General features: G+C 69.3%; 16 protein-coding genes, 1 tRNA gene and 2 pseudogenes. 1 reads left to right on the top strand and 18 read right to left on the bottom strand.

The window, feature by feature from the left end:
• Positions 1–17: 17 nt before the first annotated feature.
• Positions 18–227, bottom strand: a pseudogene (locus O7615_RS14535) (SDR family oxidoreductase); the annotation flags it as partial.
• Between the two features lie 618 nt (positions 228–845).
• On the opposite strand from O7615_RS14535, the gene O7615_RS14530 reads away from it, so the two are divergent.
• Positions 846–918, top strand: a tRNA-Lys gene (locus tag O7615_RS14530).
• 194 nt (positions 919–1,112) lie between these two features.
• Here O7615_RS14530 and O7615_RS14525 read toward each other — a convergent pair.
• From O7615_RS14525 to O7615_RS14445, 17 genes and pseudogenes are all read right to left on the bottom strand, one after another.
• Positions 1,113–1,337 (bottom strand): hypothetical protein, encoded by a 225-nt coding sequence (locus tag O7615_RS14525; protein ID WP_278178084.1) that lies wholly within the window; start codon positions 1,335–1,337, stop codon positions 1,113–1,115.
• 305 nt (positions 1,338–1,642) lie between these two features.
• Complete coding sequence (locus O7615_RS14520; protein ID WP_278178083.1) at positions 1,643–2,182, bottom strand: restriction endonuclease; 540 nt, start codon at positions 2,180–2,182, stop codon at positions 1,643–1,645.
• Positions 2,183–3,110: 928 nt separating this feature from the next.
• A pseudogene (locus O7615_RS14515) lies at positions 3,111–3,332 on the bottom strand (helix-turn-helix domain-containing protein); the annotation flags it as partial.
• A gap of 89 nt (positions 3,333–3,421) precedes the next feature.
• Complete coding sequence (locus O7615_RS14510; RefSeq protein ID WP_278178082.1) at positions 3,422–4,864, bottom strand: hypothetical protein; 1,443 nt, start codon at positions 4,862–4,864, stop codon at positions 3,422–3,424.
• Positions 4,864–6,279, bottom strand: a complete 1,416-nt coding sequence (locus O7615_RS14505; RefSeq protein ID WP_278178081.1) for a DUF4365 domain-containing protein — start codon at positions 6,277–6,279, stop codon at positions 4,864–4,866. Before O7615_RS14505 ends, O7615_RS14510 begins: the two co-directional genes overlap by 1 nt.
• A gap of 386 nt (positions 6,280–6,665) precedes the next feature.
• Positions 6,666–6,857, bottom strand: coding sequence for a hypothetical protein (locus O7615_RS14500; RefSeq protein WP_278178080.1), 192 nt, complete (start codon positions 6,855–6,857; stop codon positions 6,666–6,668).
• 271 nt (positions 6,858–7,128) lie between these two features.
• Positions 7,129–8,616: a site-specific integrase gene (locus O7615_RS14495; protein ID WP_278178078.1), complete on the bottom strand. Its 1,488-nt coding sequence runs from the start codon at positions 8,614–8,616 to the stop codon at positions 7,129–7,131.
• Between the two features lie 2 nt (positions 8,617–8,618).
• Complete coding sequence (locus O7615_RS14490) at positions 8,619–9,002, bottom strand: DNA-binding protein (RefSeq protein WP_278178077.1); 384 nt, start codon at positions 9,000–9,002, stop codon at positions 8,619–8,621.
• 568 nt (positions 9,003–9,570) lie between these two features.
• Positions 9,571–10,206, bottom strand: a complete 636-nt coding sequence (locus tag O7615_RS14485) for a hypothetical protein (protein WP_278178076.1) — start codon at positions 10,204–10,206, stop codon at positions 9,571–9,573.
• Entirely contained in the window at positions 10,166–10,834 is a 669-nt protein-coding gene (locus tag O7615_RS14480; protein ID WP_278178075.1) for a VUT family protein, read from the bottom strand. Before O7615_RS14480 ends, O7615_RS14485 begins: the two co-directional genes overlap by 41 nt.
• Positions 10,835–11,802: 968 nt before the next feature.
• Positions 11,803–12,252, bottom strand: coding sequence for an XF1762 family protein (locus tag O7615_RS14475; protein ID WP_278178074.1), 450 nt, complete (start codon positions 12,250–12,252; stop codon positions 11,803–11,805).
• A complete protein-coding gene (locus O7615_RS14470) occupies positions 12,249–13,415 on the bottom strand; it encodes a site-specific DNA-methyltransferase (RefSeq protein WP_278178072.1) in 1,167 nt (388 codons plus the stop codon). The genes O7615_RS14475 and O7615_RS14470 overlap by 4 nt, the downstream gene beginning before the upstream one ends.
• The gene (locus tag O7615_RS14465; protein ID WP_278178071.1) at positions 13,412–14,443 is read right to left on the bottom strand and encodes a hypothetical protein; all 1,032 of its coding nucleotides are present in this window, start codon (positions 14,441–14,443) and stop codon (positions 13,412–13,414) included. The genes O7615_RS14470 and O7615_RS14465 overlap by 4 nt, the downstream gene beginning before the upstream one ends.
• Entirely contained in the window at positions 14,412–14,963 is a 552-nt protein-coding gene (locus tag O7615_RS14460; RefSeq protein WP_278178070.1) for a DNA cytosine methyltransferase, read from the bottom strand. The genes O7615_RS14465 and O7615_RS14460 overlap by 32 nt, the downstream gene beginning before the upstream one ends.
• A complete protein-coding gene (locus tag O7615_RS14455; protein ID WP_278178068.1) occupies positions 14,960–15,844 on the bottom strand; it encodes a hypothetical protein in 885 nt (294 codons plus the stop codon). The genes O7615_RS14460 and O7615_RS14455 overlap by 4 nt, the downstream gene beginning before the upstream one ends.
• A complete protein-coding gene (locus O7615_RS14450) occupies positions 15,841–16,854 on the bottom strand; it encodes a DNA methyltransferase (protein ID WP_278178066.1) in 1,014 nt (337 codons plus the stop codon). The genes O7615_RS14455 and O7615_RS14450 overlap by 4 nt, the downstream gene beginning before the upstream one ends.
• Entirely contained in the window at positions 16,847–17,731 is an 885-nt protein-coding gene (locus tag O7615_RS14445; protein ID WP_278178064.1) for a hypothetical protein, read from the bottom strand. Before O7615_RS14445 ends, O7615_RS14450 begins: the two co-directional genes overlap by 8 nt.
• Positions 17,732–18,209 lie beyond the last annotated feature (478 nt).

Below are 18,209 nucleotides of genomic sequence, written 5' to 3'. Positions count from 1 at the left end.
CTCCCTACGGGAGCCCGCTACCGCAGCCGGTGACCGCCGTCGATGACCAGAGTCTGACCGGCAATGAACGCGCCGGCCGCCGATGCCAGGAAGGACACCGCATCGGCGACCTCCTCGGGCATGCCCAGCCGGCCACGTGGCGTCTGGTCGACGACCTGCGCCAGAAACTCCTTCCCAACCGAGCGGGTCATCTCCGTGTCGATGTTGCCCGGGGCGATGGCGTTGACCGTGACCCCGGGGAGCCAACTCCTTGGCGAGCACCTTTGTCAGCGAGGTCACCCCGGCCTTGCCGCGCGAGGGGTCGAAGGGGACGGCCAGGCACGCCGAGACCACCTCGGTCCGGACGGGCAAGACTCCCCAATCCCGCACCCGGCTCCCGCGCCAGCTCCACCTGCGCCGGCTCGATCAGGCCGGCCAGTGCGAGTGCCTGCTCCACCGGCGGCAGTGGGGCTACCCCCGCAATGTCCGGCCGCCCGATCCAGCAGCGGCATCGGCTCCCCCATCGCCGCGCCCCTCAGTCTCGCTCCGCGCGGCCACGGCGTCGGCCAGCCAATCAGCCAGATCAGCGCACACCCAATCAGGCAGATCAGCGCACACCCAATGGTCATCGACCCGCTGCACACGGATGTCGTCTCTGCGTAGGTTCGCCATGGCCTTAGCCGCTTCGGTCTTGGCTCGGCTGCCGTAGCTGGCACCGGGGGCGTGGCGCGGCAACACCGGGCATCGAGGCGCTCATCGTCCCGGCGGTCCCGGAACCGCTGGTATCGCTTCGGGTCAGCTGATGAGCGACGCCGAGGGTGGACATCAAGCTGGGTTCAGGTGATCGGGTAGCCTGACAGCACAGAGGGCCGTTAGCTCAATTGGCAGAGCTGAGGACTTTTAATCCTTAGGTTCTGGGTTCGAGTCCCAGGCGGCCCACGACATTTCGCCCCTGACCTGCGACGGCACCTACACCGCTCCGGTCTTCCTCGGGACACGACCGACTGGATCAGCGCCTACCCGAGCGCTGCCCGGGCTGCGCGCTTCGACCGTCAGCAGGGCCGGGTCAGCGGGCCGAGGTCGCCACACAAGACGGCGGCCTCGGACAATTCCCGAACCACAAGGATGGGGATCTAGCCTCTATTGCTGAAGGCGGGGCGGGTCGGGATTGGTGCGTCCGCCTCATGGTCGGGGTGGTCCGGATCAGCTTCAGCTGCCTCGATCTCATCAAGGGTCATCTGCATGCCGCGGTCGACGAGCGGGTTCCCGGTGGGCACGTGCTTGATGTCATCGAGATTGATGACCTTGCGTCGATCTCTGTGGGTGTCTGTCGTCGTAGCTTCTTGTTCGTCGCTCATGCCGAAGATGTTCGCATTGTCGGGGACAGGCCCGACGCACGGACATGCCGTGATCCGGCCGGGGACCCGCCTTGACTGGTAACCCAGCGTGAGTGGCCGAAGGCAGCTTGGGCTACGGCCGTAGCCCAAGCGGCAGGCAACCCCGCCTGTGTACCTCTGGCGTACCTGGCTCTGTACTTCAAGCCGTACCCCGACATCAGGGATCTCACCGGCTGCCGTCTACGATTGCTGGCCTAGCCAGCGTCCACTTAGCGATGCTTGCTTCCTGGCTGCTTAGCGGCCCTCCTACTTTGGTGAACTCCCTTTCAGTTGCCGAGTGAGGTCCCCGATGCGATGAGGAGCAGGAGGCGATCAACCAGGAGTTCCGCAAGGTCCTTGCTGTGGCTGAGCTTGGAGACGTCATCGATCGTCACAAAGAGAACCCTTAGCCCGTCGCCTTGAGCCATCGCTACCTTATGGTGAGCTGCGGATAGGGAACGAGGATCTCCTGTGATTCCGTTTGCCGCTACTAGGATGCCCAACTCTACGCGACGGTTACGCATCTTGTCGATAAAAGTGCCAACCGTTGGTGCGTCGACCGGGGCCGCCCAGTTCTTGCATTCGACGAGAAACAAATTAGGAAAGCAGGCTAAGCCGTTATTCATGCGTGTGTTGGCCACTGCGATATCGATCTCCTCGCTGCGGAAGGGATCAATTGAGTTTGGCCGCGAGATCAACCCTGGAATTTTGTTGAGGAGGTACTCGAAGAGCTGCTGTAGTGCCATGCCGCGCTGGGTATTGGTAAGGCTCACGTCGTTGCAGCGGGCAAGGAACCCCTCCATCTTGATCCTTGAGTAGTTGGCCACGTCGATCTCACTCCGGAGATTCCGAGAGTCGGTTAGCGATTACGCGCTTAAGATCATGGCCGCGCAGCTCGTGAAGCAGGTCCTTGACTTCGATTGCGAGCACTGGAGGGAAGGAAAAGTCTATATTGAAGCGTCGCCCTAATTCATCGTGGTATATGAGTAGACCAAGGCCAACGTTTCTGCTGAGCACCGACGTCTGGAGACGGCGACCGAAATGATTCAGCTTATAGGGGTCAAGCTCGCCAGTCTTTACCTCAACCAGCACGATGTCTGGAAGTCCGTTGCCGAGGGTGAATGCTGCATCGTATCCAAGATCCCCCCTCATGTGGTCTGGCGTTTCGACTAGGTCTACACCTTGCTCGCGCAGGAGCTGCAGGACTAGGCCGTCGAATCGGTTTTTGCTGGCTTCGGTCGCCGATTCGATCCATCGCGCGAGATCTTCTTCAGAGGTCGAGACAGGGCCTGCCGGCGACTTTCGCCTGCCGACGCTTCCCCTGGTGCGGGGTTGTGGACGATTCAGAGTCGCAATGAAGGCCCAAAGGTGGAGTTCGAGTGCGGCATAGTCGTCGACTGGGCATGGTGCGACCACAAGGGAGCCGACAGGGGTTGGCGCGGTTAGAGGGGGAGGCGCCACGATCAGAACTGGGGTCCCCCGCTCGACGAACCGTCCTAGCCGAAGGATCACGTCTTCGTTGGTGAACCTCTGTGACTTGACGAACTCCGAATCGCTCTCGTGACCAGCGTGGCTGGTCATGCTGGACGGATCAAGGATGCCGACGACCGCGTCCGGCCGATGTTTGAGGACCCCATCGCTTAAGTGGCTCCGCACGAGGGTCTGCTCCGCCACCCCCACGCTTTCGAGGGTGAGCCGCAGAGCGCGGATATCGACCCCCGACGCGGCAACCACTACCGCGGATAGGCGCACGGCCTTTCTCCGTGCGGCTCCCCTCTGCCGTAGCTCGACTCCACTCTCCATGAGCACTCGGTGGATGAAGCCATACGATCTGCCGGTCGAGGCAGCCAATGCGCGGATACTCTCCCCGGACGTATAGCGCCTCACCAGATCCTTGTAAAGGTGTCCCTTGCTGCGATCTTCTGTACCCGCTTCCGGTTGCAGTGACTGCGACCGTTCGGGTGAGCGGGATGCCATCGACATCGCTCTCCTCTCGCTTGACTCATCGGGGCGACGCTGTTCGGGTAACAATCGTTTGCGCACCATAGAAGTCGCAATCGTGCACGTTACATATATTGGGCGTAGCGTGTCGCGATCTCCTCAGCCGGGCTGCAGAACCGAAGTATTTGCTTGACCTGGTCGGCGGTGCGGAGGGTGATGGGGTACCGGCCGTCGAGTTGGGACTGGTTCCAGTTCATCTTGCTCAAGGCGAGGACCTCGGTTGCAAGTTCACGTGGGCTGATCGTGAGTCGAGCCGGGCGGAGGCCGACTGGTCGGGGCACGTACATCCCAGGGTAGGTGGAGTAGAAGTCGACGCTGCCCTTGGTGTAGACGAGGTGTTCCGATGCCGAGAGAGTCATGAAGGTTCCCCGCAGGGGTGGCGCCGCCCCGGGGCGGAACAGTAGGGCGTCCTCGCTGTTGGTGATCCAGATCAAGTCGAGGGCGTACAGCTCTCGATCGTCGGCTGCGGCGGTGAACCCGGCGACCTCGTCGGGGTTAAAGCGGGACGACTTGTGGATGGCTACCCGGGCCGGAAGGGTGCGGTGTTCCCGCTTGTAGACGGCGAGTGCATTGAGCAACAGGTTCTTGGCGTCGGTGGCGAGAAGGTAGGGCTGCTTGTCGTCACGGCTGACATGTGCGGTGCCGCCTCGGACGATGACGCCATCGCCGCGCTCGTTGAAGATGTGTGCCACTGCGGTGTCGAGGGCGTCGGCGGAGGCGGTGCGGTAGAAGGAGATGCCTACGTAGCAGGTGGGTAGATCGGATGATGTCCGTCGCAGACGCCACGGCACCCCGCCGGCCTTGTAGTAGAGCGCGACGTGCAGGTTCCAGGCTCGGGTGGCTTCGTCCTGGCGACTGCGCCTTGGGGGCGGCGGTGCTGACTCGTCCCAGGTGCTGCGACGCAGGATTTGCAGGGGCTTGCCGAGGCGTAGTGCCCGGGCTTTGAGGAGGTCGTGGAAGTTCGCGATGACTCGTGTGGTGGCCCGGCCACGCCGGCGGCGGGTGTCATCATCCTCGGGCTTTGGCGCGGCAGCGAGGTGCACGTCGTCGAGGGTGTCGGGGCGGGCTACCACGATGACGTCGACTCGGTTGTCCTCCGCAATGGCCTCCAGCTCGTCCATGTAGGCGTCGACCATGGCCTTGACCGCGAGTTCGCCTGGCAGGCTGGCTGCCTGCTCAAGCGCCCGCGGGGAGACCTCACGGCAGTTGCGGTCAGCGAAGGTCAGGGTGGTGAAGAGGCCGACCTCCGTGTCGCAGCCGGGAAATGCGGGAAACAGGTGTGGGTACTTCGCGTCCTTGGCATCGATCGGCTGCCGGCAGCGATCGATCCATCGGCGGAGCCCGTCGAGGTGGTATCGGGGCCCGACGAGGCCGAGCCGGATGGCGGTTGGGGCGCCGTCGAGTCCAAGGTCGGCCGGACCGTAGGTAGAGATGCCGAACCTGGGATCGACGTGGCGCTGCCCGCCGCCGAACTCAAGTTCGGGTTCGCTAAGGACATCTATCTGCATCAGTTGCTCTTCCGGCTGTCGTGGCCTCGGGGATGTGGCGCTCGTTTCGTCGCGCGGCGGGGCGAGCGCGGGTTTTTCACCTGAGCCTGCGGGTCGGCGGCTTCGGCCATCTCATTCAGGAGCGATAGAAGGTCATTCTGGTCAACCCCGGCCCGGTGTAGCGCCGCGTCTTCCCTCAGGTCGGTACGGTCGTCGCTGGAATCGTCGTCAGCGCCAGTGCCGGGTGTCGGCCCCCACCAGTGATCGTCGATGCCGCGGTCCACCTCGAAGGTCAACAGCCTGCCGAAGGTGAGCAGGGAACCGGTAGTCAGTAGGTCGCCCTGGAGATGGCCCTCCCACATACGAGTCCAGCCGAGAACCGACGGGTGTCGCTCCAGCCGCTTGATGCCGGCGAGCAACCCGTCGGCGAAAGAAGACTCCTTCCATCCATCGTGGGTAAAGCAGTAGTCGACGCCGAGTTGGCAGAGCCACTGCCCGTCGATCCGCCGGAATCGTGGGTTGAGAGCGGCGTGGTGGTAGTAGCTCACCCGCTCCGGCTCGGTCTTTGAGTAGTGCGGCCCGAACACGGTACGACCCCGCCTGCCGTTACCTCGCCCGACCACACGGGGAGCCAGATCGTGAGTTGCCCGAAAGTGCAGGTGATGGCGGTCTTGGTGCCACTGCACATCGCGTCTGCGATCGTTGACGAGCGTCCGACGCAGCAGGTCACCGAACTGGTGCAGACGATCGTCGTCGTCGCTGTCGGCCCACTCGACAGCGTCAATTCGCTCAATCCCGCCATCACACAGCCGGCGAAGAGGGCGGCTGCGTAGATCGCCGAAGCTGATGATCATCTTGTCATGCAGGATCCACGCCGCCGCCCCGCCCGGCGTGTTCCGAACGACATCCCAGGCTGCGCCGTAGTCGTCAACAACTGCTGGCGCGACGAAGATGTGCTTCGGGAAGGCCTCGACCGGCAGCAGGTTCGACGTCAGCAGCTCCCTCTTCGGCGGTGGAGGTAGGAAGAGACCAGAGTCACGGGGCACGCCGATACGCAACATCGCCGAGGCGGCGGACTTGTCGAAGACCTGGGTGTGCTTGTTGACAATCACCGTCCGCTCGGTGCGTCGCCGGGGGTCGCTGAACTCCGCCCGGATGTCTATCCACCAAGCCCGATCCTCAGAAGGTCGGGACAGCACCACGATTACCGGCGCATTGCCGCCGAGCCAGTAATCGAGGTCCTCCGGCCTCGGCGTCCATTGGAAACTATCGGCCGTCTCGAAGATGTGGGGACGGTTGCTGGCCTTGCTCTGCACCATGATGACCTGGTTGAGCGCGGTGCCGTCCGCGACGAGTTCGATCTCCCCATCGATGCCGTGGTCTACCCGCCGGTCGTGATACAGGAAGCCCATCTCGTTGACGCGACGGCTGATCATCGAGACCCCACCCTCGCCGATCAACGTTTGCGAACTCACCCTCTTGCTCCGCTTCGGCGGCACGGCCATCACCCCACGTCTCTGACTGACCCGCCCGCCAGGAAGGACGTACGAGCCGCCCTCCAATTATCGGAGCGGGGTACGACAGTTCCGAGCGTTGGTCAACTAGGGCCATTCCCGCTTCTACCCGCTCGACCCGGCCAGATTCCGGCATGACCCCTGGCCGCATCGACGATAACTCCAGGTAGTGAACCCAGCACGTCATCGAGTAAGGGCTAGTCGCCGGGCGGCCCGGCGACCACCCCATCGGCAGGGGTGGACGGCGTCACCTCGCCCGACAGGCTCTCATGACGGGAATTTGTTTTAGAGAGCGTTTCGCATGTCTGTCAGTCGGGTGTGTTGAAGATGCGGCGTTGTTGGCGGGTGGCGGGTCCGCCTCGGGCGAGACGGGCGAGCATGCCGGCGATGGCGGCCCAGTGGATCATGGCCTCTGAGGTGGTGGGGCGGGTTTCGTAGTCGCGGGTCGGCGACCAGGTCTGGTGCGTCGGGCCGCAACCGGCGGCGAGCTTCCTCGCCATATTGGTACAGCCCCGCGGCCTGCAACGCCGCATTGCGCGCGTTCCACCATCGCTCGCGCCACTCGTCGTACTCCGAAGAGTAGTCACCCAAGCCCGGTCGGATCGCGTTCTCGGCCAGCCGCATGATCGGCTCTTGGCGTCGTACCTCGCGGTCGAGAGCCGCGGGCAGTTCCAAGGCGCGGACCCCGGTGAGGTTCCTCGGTTGGCGGCAGCAGGCAGGTCGGGTGGCTGCTCGGAAACCACCCGACCCGACCTGCTCGGGCGTGATATCTCACGCGGCCGGCCGCTGGCCGCGTCGGTGGCGGGGGAGGAGTTTGGCGGCGGCTTCTGCTTTGGCGCGTTCGACGTCGAGTTCGACGATGACAGAGGTATAGACGTCTGTCATGGCAGCTGAGGAGTGGCCGAGTAGCTCCTGGATGTCTTTGAGGTCTGCGCCGGCCGCCTTGAGGTAGGTGGCGGCGCAGTGTCGCAGGTCGTGCAGTCGGATCGGGGGGAGTCCGGCGGCGTGGACGAGGGCTTCGAATCGGTCGGTGACAGTGTTGGGGTGCCAGGGCTGTCCGTCGGGTTGGACGAAGAACAGTCCGGTGTCCGGCCATGCGGCGCCGCAGGCCAGTTTCCATCGGGCTCGGCGGGCGTGGTGGGCGCGCAGGACGGCGCCGGTGGGCTCGGCCAAGGCCATCACGCGGTTGCCTGAGTCGGACTTGACGTTCTTGATTACGGGCGTGTAGCCGTGGGTGGCCATTTGCTGGGTAACGCTGAGGATGAGGTTGTCGAGGTCGACGGCGGTGTCGGGTAGCCCGACGGCCTCGCCGCGGCGCAGCGCTCGGTGGAGGATCAGCGTGAACAGCGGGTACAGGACGATGTCGTGGTACTCGGCGTAGTCGAGGAACTCGCCGGCTTGCTGCGGCGTCCACACCATGACAGGGCTGGGTCGCTCGCCGGTGTCGCGCCAGCGCTGTACCGCTTTGGCGGTCCACACCCGGGCCTTGGGGCGTACCCCGGAGGGTAGGTTGATGTGGGCTGCGGGGTTGAAGTCCATGAGCCGGTTGTTGCTGCGGCGGATGGCGTCGTTGAGCGCCTTGCGCAGCGTGGCGCGGATGCGGTGCATGGTGGCCGGGCCGGTGGTGCGCAGTCCCCGGACGCTGGCGCGGATGGCGGGATCGTCGCTTTGGCGGGCGATGTCGATGGCGGTGTTGCGGTCGGCGATGGCGGTGAACATGGCCTCGATGTGCTCGACCCGTAGTTTCACCAGGGGGATGGCGCCGAGGTGCGGGGTCAGGTGTACGTCGATGTGCGACTCGTTGGCGATCAGGGTGCTGGGTTGGACGCTCTGTAGGTTGCGTCGCGACGTCAGCCAGGAGCGCAGGTACTCGCCGACCGTGGTGGTGACGGTGGCGGGCAGCCCGGCGCGGACGCGGCGGGCGATGGTGTCGCGGTCCGGTAGCGGGGTGCCGGAGAGTACGGAGAGGAGCATGTCGGCGATTTCGACGGCGACGGTCGGCTCGTCGCTGGCGAGGGCGAGCAGCGCCCTGGCGTGCTCGCGTTCGGCGGTGGCCGCGTCGCGGGTGTCGAAGGTGCTGCGGCGTAGTTGCCGGCGTCGTTGGCCGGGGTGGGTGGGCAGTTCGAGTTGGTAGGCCCACCGGCCGTGGGTGGGGTTCCACGCTCCGCCGGGTCGGCGAAGGTTGGGGCATCGTGTGCCGAGTTTGCGGCCGTCTCGGTCTCGGCAGGAGCAGCGTTTGAACACGGATTGTGTCGACATGGTTAGGTGGTTCCTCCGGTTTTCGTGGGTGCCAGGCGGAGCCTGTGGATTCGGCGTGGGTTGATCGACGTATGACTGCCGCCGCTGATCAAGTCGTCGTCAGCAGGCTTGGGGTCGGCGGCGGTGAGCAGGTGTAGGGCCTGCAGGATCGCCGCGACCGGCACCCGGTAGTTGCTGCCGAAGCGCAGCACCGGGATGGGGAACTCGTTGCGTTTGGCCAGGTCGTAGGCGAGCGAACGGGACAGCCCGAAGATCCGGGCGGTGGTGGCCAGGTCGGTGACCGGGCCGAGGGCGCGGATCCGTTCGGCGGTCCAGATGTCTGGTGGGACGTCGCTGGCAGGGTGTGCCGGCTGCGCCTGCTCGTCGTGGTGTGCTGGGGTGTTCATCGCGCGGGTGGTCCTTTCAGGGATCAGGTCAGGTGGAAGGCGACGGTGTCGCCGGAAGGGTCCGAATCGGGTAGCGGTGAGGTGGTGCGCCGCTGTGGCGCTGCCCGGCGGCGGTCGGGCGGAGGGACGCCGATGGCCTGCCTGGGCGGTGGCCCGTTCACCGGTTGACCGGTGGCGGACCGGCCGGCCACGACATGGCCAGACCGGTATCGGCCGGCGGCCGCGACAGGGTGGTTCGGTTCGGCGAGAGAACGGTGTGTCCGCGGGCGGCCGGTGGTGGGGCGCCAGCCACCGCCGGGTTCGCTCGCCTGGCCGACGGGACGGGGACGAGGCGAAGCATCGCCTGTGTATCCGACGTCGGGGGCGGGCAGGTGGAGGGCGAGGCGGGTGAGGGGCTCGTCTGGATCCGCGCCGCTGCGTCGACGGCGTATCGCGGGCGAAGTCGCCGTGCCGTTAGGCCGGTCGTGCCGGCGCCGGAGAGCGAATCAGCACCGGCCCCGCGCGGGGAGCGAGGCCGACCGCATGGCGCGGCGCGCTGCCGCGCAGCCGGTGCCGGGGTTGGGCGGGGTCAGGGTCTGCCCGTGGGCGGTTGGGTGCCGGCAGGCTGGTTGACGTCGTCGAGCCAGGACAGCAGGCGCGGCAGGTTGTGGTGAGGCGCGTAGATGAGGTAGGTGCCGTCGACCGAGTTGCAGCCGATCGCGGCGGCGTGCCGCAGCCGGCGTAGCGAGTTGACACGCCCCATGTGGACGGTCACATCGCGTGCGCGGGCCTCGGCGGCCAGGTCGGCGGCGGCCGAGCTCAGCTTCCATTGCGTGGTGCCGCCCAGGAACAACCCGTCGGTCAGCTCCCAGGGCACCGGCAGGCGTTCGAGACCGTCCTGCGCGACGAGTGCGGCAGGAAATCCGGCCGCGCGGATGCGGGGCAGCATCGGCACCGAGCGGGCCAGCGTAGCGGCGGCGTCGCCGACCACATCGGGGGCGGCGGCGAACGCGCACCGCGCCGCGTGCACGGCGTGGCGGGCCAGCCACGCCAGATACTTCTCGTCGCCGGGGTAGCGGCCTGGTGTGAAGCAGCCGTTGTCGGCGCACCAGTCCACGCCCTCGATCACCCTGTTGCCGGATGCCGGGGTGGCGATCATGCCGAGCCGGCCGGCGCGCATCACGTCACGGACGATCGGGCCGGAGGCGGTGGCGTAGTAGCGCATGGGCGGCCAGCACGGCGGCGACGGGGATAAGGGTGACCCAGGCCTTGACCCACATCTGGCCGGGCAGCGCCGACCAGACCGGGAAGCCGGCCAGGGTGAGGAACACCACCGTGTCCAGCGGCGCACCAACGGCGTTGGAGGCCAGCACCGCCAGCAGGAACCCGCGGCGGCGCAACGGCTGGTACACCAGCAGATCGGCCAGTTCCGACACCGCGAACGCGGCGGCGGAGGCGAGGGCGAGCGCGGGTGCGGCGAGGACGGCGCTGAGCACCGCCCCAGCGGCGATACAGGCCAGCACGGCACGGCGGCCGACCACCTCATGGACCCAGTCCCGGGCCAGCAGCGTGTACCCAGCGGCGGCGGTGCCGGCGGCGGCGGTCATGCCGAAGCCGACCGGGACGAGTTCGTAGGTGGAGGTGAGCCAGTTCGCGGTCATGACGCCACCGGCGAAGGCCACCATCGCCGCACCACGGTGCCGGTGACGGACCGGCCGGGTTGGCCGGCGGTGGCGGACGCGGTGGGCCTGCGCCTGCCGGGGTAGAGGTGGCGAGGTGCGGTGGTGGGTTCCGGCCGGGTGGTGGTCGGCCGGCGTGGTGGGTTGCGTCGGTCGTCGGGTGGAGCGGGCCATGGGGATGCCTCGTCTTCTGAAAGAGGAGGACCCGCCGCAGGTGCGGCGGGTCCGTGTGGCGTGGTCTCGGGTGTGGATGGCGGCTCAGGATTGCTGTGCTCGCTGGCCGCCTTCTCGTCGCTGAACCTGGTCGGGCAGTCGCCGGATGCGGCGCGGACGCGCCGAGGTTGGGCACCACCAGCGGGGTTGGGCATGGGAGGACGGCGGCGCAGGCGTGTGCTGGGTGAACGTGACGCGGATCGTGTCCGTGTCGCCCGGGCCGAACCCGCTGGCGCAGACGAGTTAGTACAGCTCACGGCGGACACCGTCGCGCCAGGCGCGGTGCGTGGCGGTCAGTGCGCGCCGCTGCCGGGTCGAGATCGCTGATCTGGTCGTGCGAGCACCGTGAGCTGATCCAGAGCCGCGTGTGGGTCACCAGGCCTTCGCCGTGGGCGAGATATGACCTCGAAGAGGCGCCGCTCAAGCACCGTCAGTTCCGCCGCCCGCCCGCTGGTCTCTCGTTGCCAATGCATGCTATAGTTTCGGCGTAGACCCCGGTCCGCCTCTGCCTGCAAAGGCATGCCGCCGGGGTTTTGCATGTACAGCCCTTGCCTTGAGGCAGGGCCTATAGCTGTCATTCCCACCAATCTGCCAGCGCGAGCCGCCCTTGCGGCGGACGTTCAGCGGGGTCGGGCGCGGAGGACGGCGGCGCCGGCGTGTGCTGGGTGAACGTGACGCGGATCGTGTCCGTGTCGCCGGGGCCGAACCCGCTGGCGCGGACGAGTTAGTGCAGCTCACGGTGGCGCTAGGCGCCGTGCGTGGCGGTCAGTGCGCGCCGCTGCCGGGTCGAGGTCGCTGATCTGGCTGTGCGTCTCGGGCGAGCTGACGGGAAGCCCCGCCTCGACGGCGGGGCTTCCCCACGGCAAGTATGAAACGTCATCTTTTCTGGTGGTGTCGTGGCGCGGCATCCGGCGGCGGACGGATGGGGTTTACGTGTCTGGCTCCCACCGCAGCCGGGCGGTGTGCGCGGTGCCGTCGTCGTGCCGGGGCCGGCTGGGTCTGGACCAGCCGGGTGCGGGTGGCCGGGCGGCGACCACGCGCCACCCGACCGCCCGCAGGCTGGCGCCGGACTCGCCCTGCTGGGTGTAGGTGACCATGCGGCGGTAGCCGAGGGCTTTGCCGGCCTGCCACGCCGCCGCGTACAGCAGGGAGCAGGCGTTGCGGTGCCCGTCGGTGGCGACCCGGGTGACCTCGAGCGTGTGGCCGTCGTCGAGGTGCCGGGCGATCGGCCGGCCGACGATGGCCACTCCGACGAGGATGTCTCCGTCGGCCACGCCGATGGAGAACTTGTGTCCGCGCGGTGGCCGGTGGTGGCGGTGCCAGTCGACCACGAACTGCCCGGCCTGTTTGAACGACACCGGCACGGTCCGCAGGCTCATCTCGCCACCGGCCCTGGGTTGGGCAGGTGGGGGGTGAGCCGGGTCAGCGTCTCGTCGAGGAACGGGGCGCTGATGTCGATGCCGGCGAAGCGGCGTCCAAGCTGCAGCGCCGCCAGTCCGGTGGTGCCGGCCCCGCAGAACGGGTCGAGCACCAGGCCAGCGGGCGGACAGCCGGCGGCGACGGCCCGCAGTGGCAGGTCGACCGGGAACGGCGCGACGTGCGCGCCCCGGTACGGGCGGGTCGCGATGCGCCACACATCGCCCGGATTGCGTCCTCGGGGATGGGCGGCGGTGTGGGCACGCCCGAGCGGCACGAGGTTGCCTCGGCCGGCCCCTGGCGCCACGCTCGTGTCGGCGGTGTGCTTGCCGCCGTAGCGGCCTCCCCGACGCCGGGCGGTGGCGTTGATCCCGCCGGCGGTGCCCTTGCGGGCACCGCCGAACACCCGGCTGCCGTCGGCGGCCTCGGGCTGCTTGAGCGGCAGCCGAATCGGATCGAGGTCGAAGTGGTACTGCGGGGATCTGGTCAGCAGGAACAGGGTCTCGTACGTCGAGGACAGCCTGTCGCGCACCGATTCTGGCATCGGATTCGGTTTGGCCCAGATGACCGCGTTGCGCAGGAACCAGCCGGAGGACTGCAACGCGAACGCGACCCGCCACGGCACGCCGAGCAGGTTCTTCGGCGCGACGAGGTCTTGGGCGCGGGGCCGGGTGGCGCGTGCGCCGTCGGCTTGTCGCCGGCCGCTGGCCGGGGCTCCGCCGGCGGCGGAGCTGTAGCCGTCGCCGAGGTTGAGCCAGCACGTGCCCGCCGGGTCGAGCACCCGCCGGATCTGGTCGAAGACTGCCACCAGGCGGGCCACGTAGTCGTGCACGGTGGGCTCCAGCCCGTACTGCGGGTCGCTCCACCCGGCGCCGCATGGTGGGCACACCGCGCCGTCGACCCGGGCGGCTTTCGGGATCCGGTGCGGGCAGCCGGGGTTGCCGCCTGTCCACCGGCCGGTGCCGTAGTCGCGCAACCCCCAGTAGGGCGGTGAGGTGACGACCGCGTGGACGCTGGCGTCGGGCATCGCGGACAGCACCCGGGTGGCGTCGCCGAGATACAGGGCGACCGGTCCGGCCCGGCGGTATTCGTAGCCGGATAGCGGGTCGTCGAGGTGCTCGGTCATGCCGGCACCTCCCACCGGCGCGGACACAGCAGCAGCCGCAGCGCGGCGGCGGCCTGCTGCGGGACGACGCCGTTGCCGAGGACCCGCAGCGCGGCGGTGCGCGGCAGACCCAGCGCGGTGTCGGTCACCCAGTGCGCGTCGAGGCCCATCAGCCACTCGACGAACGGCGGCGCGAGCACGGGCTTGCCGTGCGTGCCGGTCTGGGTCGGCTCCGGTGCGGGCCGGCCGAGCAGCAGCTCCCAGCGGGCGATGGCCGCGGCGTAGACGCCCCACCGCTGCTCGTCGAGCCCGGCGAGGTCCTCGGCCAGGCCGGCGACGGTGGTGCGCAGGTCCGTGCCGCCGTCGCCGTGTCGGCCGGGACCCCGCGCGTCGGACGCGCGGGGGGTGGGCAGGGTGCGGGCGGGTACCCGCACCGCCGCCGAGGCCAGGGTGAGGTCCCCGTGCGAGCCGCGTTGCCCCGGGCCCCCCTTCGTGCCGTCGGTGGCCCGTGGGGTGGGTAGCAGCACCTGCCATAGTGGCGGGCGGAACCCGGTGCCGGCACGCCGGCCCGGCGTGCCGGTGTCACTGGCCCTTGGGGTGGGCAGCAGCCGGGTCGCGTCGGTCAACGTCCGTCCCGGGTGGTCGGCCGGGTGGCTTCGGCCTGCGGTGAGGTTGGCCGACGAACGGCTGTCGGCGGCGGTCGGGGTGGGCAGCGGCGCCTGGGGATCCGACGGTTTCCCGCCCGGGTGCGGTCGGTAGCCGCGGACGGCGGATGCGAGGGTCGGGCGCCACGTGTCGCGGCGGGTCCCGCTCATGTAGCCGGTACCTGTCGCGGCGGTCGGCGTGGGCAGCAGCTGCCCGGCGATGCCGGCCAGGCCCGGCCGACGGGTCGCACCCGCCGACGGGGAGCGGTTGGATCCGTACTGCTGGGCGGTGGGTGTGGGCAGCAGGTGGTGGCGGCTGCCGGCGGGTTCGACAAGGTCGGGCAGCCCGTACTGGTGGCCGGGGCCCTTGCCGTCACGGGCACACGGTGTCGGCAACGTCCGCACCCCCTCGCCCAGCAGGGGTGGCCAGCAAGAACAGGCGGTCGCGTCGGTGGGCGGCGCCGATGTCGGATGCGCGTAGGCATAGCCAGCTCGTGTCGTACCCGAGCGCGGCCAGGTCGGCGTGGACGACGTCGAGGCCCCGGCGCAGGAGTGCGGCGACGTTCTCCACGAACACGAGCGGCGGTCGAAGATCGCGAACAGCTGCCGCGACGTGGGTCCAGACGCTGGAGTGCGCCCCGGTGATACCGGCTCTTCTGCCGGCGTTGGAGATGTCCTGGCAGGGAAAGCCGGCGGTGAGGATGTCGACCGGCTCGACGCCGGTCCAGTCCACGGCGCGGATGTCGCCGAGGTTCGGCACAGCGGGCCAGCGGTGGGTGAGGACGGTGCGGGCGTGGCGGTCGGTTTCGGCGTACCAGGCGAGCTGGCCGCCGAGCACCATCTCGACGGCCAGGTCGAGGCCGCCGTATCCGCTGCACAGGGATCCGATGCGGGGCCCGGCCGGCGGGGCGGGAAGGGCACTCACGCCACCTCCCGCATCGGCGATCCCGAAACGGCAGGTTGGGCGTGGGGTTCCACCTCGGGGTGGGGGCAGGTCCACGGCCCGCAGCCCGGGGTGTGCGCGTCGGCCGGTCGGGGGCGCAGCCGCACCTCATCGAGCGGGATGCGTTGCCGGTGCACGAAGAACTGGCCACGTAGCGGCTGCCCGGCGGCGTTGGCCCGGGCGGAGCCATGCCGGATCGCGTGGTCGAACGCGACGGCGTCGGCCCACTGCGTCGGGCTGTCGCTGCGCAGCCGGGCCCATTCGGCGTCGGTGTGGTAGGGGCATCCCACGCAGGCGCTGCGGGGGGTCGCGCCGAGGCCGTGCTCGGCCAGGTAGGCGATGCAGTCGCCGCGCCGCCACCCGAGGTTGAGCAGCGGGAACGTGTTGCGCATGTAGGCCACGTCGGCGTCGCGGGCCCGATGGATCTCGTCGACGGAGATACCGATGGCCATCTCGGCGACCACGCCGGCGGGTACCCGTCGTGGGTGGGGGTAGCCGAGCCGGCGCCGTACCTCCGCCTTGATGGGTTTGATCTTGTACTCGCCGGTGCACTGCCTCCTGGCCATTCCGCGTTCGCCGGCCGGGCCGAGGGTGAACAGGGGCATGGAGGCGAAGCGGTGCGCCGGATCGAGCGCGTCAGCCCGGATGTTGCCGGCGCTGACGCGCACGAGCGGTATCCCGGCCCGATCGGCGATGGTGGCCAGCCGGTCCAGATGCCGGTACACGGCGTCCGGCTCCCAGCCGGTGTCGGCGAAGACGGCCGCGTCGAACGTCGGAATCCGGCCCTGGGCGGCCAGCAGCAGGACGGTGGAGCTCTGCACGCCCGCCCCGAGGCTCAGGTACCTGGCGGTGGGTGCGCTCATCCGACCACCCCGCCGCCGGTCGTGGTCCCCGGATCCCGCGGGGTGTGCGGTCGTTGGAAGATCAGCACGTCCTCGTGGGTGATCAGGTGCATCGGCGTGCCGGTGTTTCGGGCGCGGCGGACCTGCTGGAGCTGAAAGAACGACGGCCGGGCGACCAGGCGCCCGTCGCGGACGGCGGCCAGCAGCGCGACGCACCGTTCGGTCGGCACCAGGCCGGCGCGCGTTCCGGCGGCGATCACCGCCGAGGGCAGGTCGACCAGCTGGCCGTTCTTGCGCCACGGGCGAGCGGTGACCACCACGGTGCCGCCGGGGCGTAGCAGCACAGCGCAGCCGGACAGGATGTGCTCGAACCCGTCGGCGAGACCGGTGAGGTCCCGGTAGGCGAGGTTTCCCCGATCGCTGCCGTCGCTGTAGGCGTTGTGGCTCTTCGCCACCCCGTCGGCGCCGGGCCGTACCAAGCCGTGCACCGTCGGCCCGTATGGCGGTGACGTGACCACGAGGGCGCACCGCCCGGCCAGGGCGGCCGGCAGCAGGGACCGTAGCTGGGTCGCGTCCCCGCGGACCACCGACGCCCGTCCGGTCGCCCCCTGGGCGTGGGCGTGGGCGATGTTGGCGTCGGCGATGTTGGACCATCGCGGCTCGTACTCCACGCCGATGGCATCGCGACCGGCGTGCACGGCCTCGACGAGGGTGGTGCCGATGCCGCACATCGGGTCCAGGACGAGATCGCCGGGCCGGGTGTAGGCGTGGACCGCGTGGGCGGCGATCGCCGGCAGCATCCGGGCCGGGTGCTTGACCGACTCCGGCACGTACCGGCCGCGGCGCTGGACCGGCCCGGTGCGCTGCGCCGTCGCCCACACCGACAGGCTCTCGGGCCCGCCCGCGGCGCGGTGCCGGCCGGTGTCGCCGCGGCGCCGGCTCTCGCCGGTGCCAGGCCGGTGGCCAGAGGGGTCGCCTCCCGCGCCGGTCGATCCGTGCTCTGCGGTGGGCGGCGGGATGTGGTCAGTCACGGCGACCGCCCGTCCGACGTCGCCCCTGCCGCGGGTGCGGTGTCTGCCGCTGGGAGAACACCAGCAGGTCCGCGTGCACGCGCAGGTGCGCTACCGCCCACTGCTGGTCGTTGGCTTGCTGGGCGAGGGTGAGCAGTTCCTCGTCGGTGATGTGGTACACGAACGTGTCGCCGTCGGTGCCGGCGCTGACCGCGACGATGTGCTGCAGGTAGCCCAGCCCGATGCCGGCGGCGGCCCGCACGACCGGGGTGAAGTCCTCCGGGGTGACGCCGGTCGGGGCGGTGACCACGAGGACCAGGCAGCCGCCCGGGCGCAGCAGCGTCGCGCACGCGGACAGCAGCCAGGCCAGGCGGACCCGGTTGGTGGCCTCGGCGTCGTCGAGAGGCCAGTCGGCGACCACGAGGCTGGTCCCACCCGGCAGCGGCGCATCGGCCGGCGGGTCGGCCGCGGCGCCGCCGGCCGGGGGCAGATCCGGGTCGGTGAGGTCGTCGCCGAACCAGGCGCCGGGGTCCGGCAGGTCGTCCTCGCTGTCGTCGGCATCATCGGCCGTGGGTTCGGCCGGTGGGCTGGCCGCGCCGATGATCATGCTCGGGGTGTCGGTGAACCACGCCGGGTGGTGCCGGCGTCCGCCCTCCGCGCAGGCGGTGGCCACACGGTGGCCGGCGGTGAGGTCGACGACGACCTCACCGGGTCGGCTGTAGGCGGACACCAGCCGGTAGGCCAGCCGGACGCCGACGCCACGGTCGGCGTCGCCGCCGGTGCGGGCGGTGCGCCAGACGGAGATCGGCACCGGCGGGTCGCCGGAGACCAGATCGATCGCAGGGATGGGGGGGATGCCGCCCGGGTGGGCGGACTGCGGCATGGAGTGCTCGCTCATGTGGTGTCGGCTCCGCGCCGCGCCGTGATGCGCTGACGTCTACCAATCGGCGGTTGTCAGCCGTGGCGAACACTTCACGATCTGACACGGCGGCGGGATCGTCTGACAGCCGCGCGTCCCCGCGGGTCCTCCGGTCCCGGCCCGGCCGCCCCGGCTCGCCCTCGGCGCTGACAGAAACTCACACCATCCGCCGCGCCCACGGCTCCTGTCGCGTCCGCCCGGTGCCGTTCTGACACCGCCGGTCGGGTCGCCCGCGGGCTGTTGACACCGCCACCCCGACCATGGACAGATGCAGTAACCCGCTGTCCACGCCGGACCCGCGAATGTCATCGACAACGGTCGTTGACATAGCCGGCGAGTGACAGACGATTCGTGTCGATGTCATTGTCGCCGCTGTCATCGGTGACGCCAACGTGTCCGGATGCGGCAACGGCCGCGTCCAGGCGGCCGTGACGACGCGCGTCCGTGCTCCGCTGGC

This window comes from Micromonospora sp. WMMD1082, assembly GCF_029626175.1.
GTDB lineage: Bacteria > Actinomycetota > Actinomycetes > Mycobacteriales > Micromonosporaceae > Micromonospora.
This window is presented reverse-complemented; position numbering and strand designations above follow the sequence as displayed.

What these genes read in the sequence shown, in the direction of transcription:
- O7615_RS14525 (WP_278178084.1), bottom strand. Translation starts at nt 1,337, where the DNA reads ATGAGCGACGAACAAGAAGCTACGACGACAGACACCCACAGAGATCGA.
- O7615_RS14510 (WP_278178082.1), bottom strand. Translation starts at nt 4,864, where the DNA reads ATGCAGATAGATGTCCTTAGCGAACCCGAACTTGAGTTCGGCGGCGGG.
- O7615_RS14505 (WP_278178081.1), bottom strand. Translation starts at nt 6,279, where the DNA reads ATGATCAGCCGTCGCGTCAACGAGATGGGCTTCCTGTATCACGACCGG.
- O7615_RS14500 (WP_278178080.1), bottom strand. Translation starts at nt 6,857, where the DNA reads ATGGCGAGGAAGCTCGCCGCCGGTTGCGGCCCGACGCACCAGACCTGG.
- O7615_RS14495 (WP_278178078.1), bottom strand. Translation starts at nt 8,616, where the DNA reads ATGTCGACACAATCCGTGTTCAAACGCTGCTCCTGCCGAGACCGAGAC.
- O7615_RS14490 (WP_278178077.1), bottom strand. Translation starts at nt 9,002, where the DNA reads ATGAACACCCCAGCACACCACGACGAGCAGGCGCAGCCGGCACACCCT.
- O7615_RS14485 (WP_278178076.1), bottom strand. Translation starts at nt 10,206, where the DNA reads ATGCGCTACTACGCCACCGCCTCCGGCCCGATCGTCCGTGACGTGATG.
- O7615_RS14480 (WP_278178075.1), bottom strand. Translation starts at nt 10,834, where the DNA reads ATGGCCCGCTCCACCCGACGACCGACGCAACCCACCACGCCGGCCGAC.
- O7615_RS14475 (WP_278178074.1), bottom strand. Translation starts at nt 12,252, where the DNA reads ATGAGCCTGCGGACCGTGCCGGTGTCGTTCAAACAGGCCGGGCAGTTC.
- O7615_RS14470 (WP_278178072.1), bottom strand. Translation starts at nt 13,415, where the DNA reads ATGACCGAGCACCTCGACGACCCGCTATCCGGCTACGAATACCGCCGG.
- O7615_RS14455 (WP_278178068.1), bottom strand. Translation starts at nt 15,844, where the DNA reads ATGAGCGCACCCACCGCCAGGTACCTGAGCCTCGGGGCGGGCGTGCAG.
- O7615_RS14445 (WP_278178064.1), bottom strand. Translation starts at nt 17,731, where the DNA reads ATGAGCGAGCACTCCATGCCGCAGTCCGCCCACCCGGGCGGCATCCCC.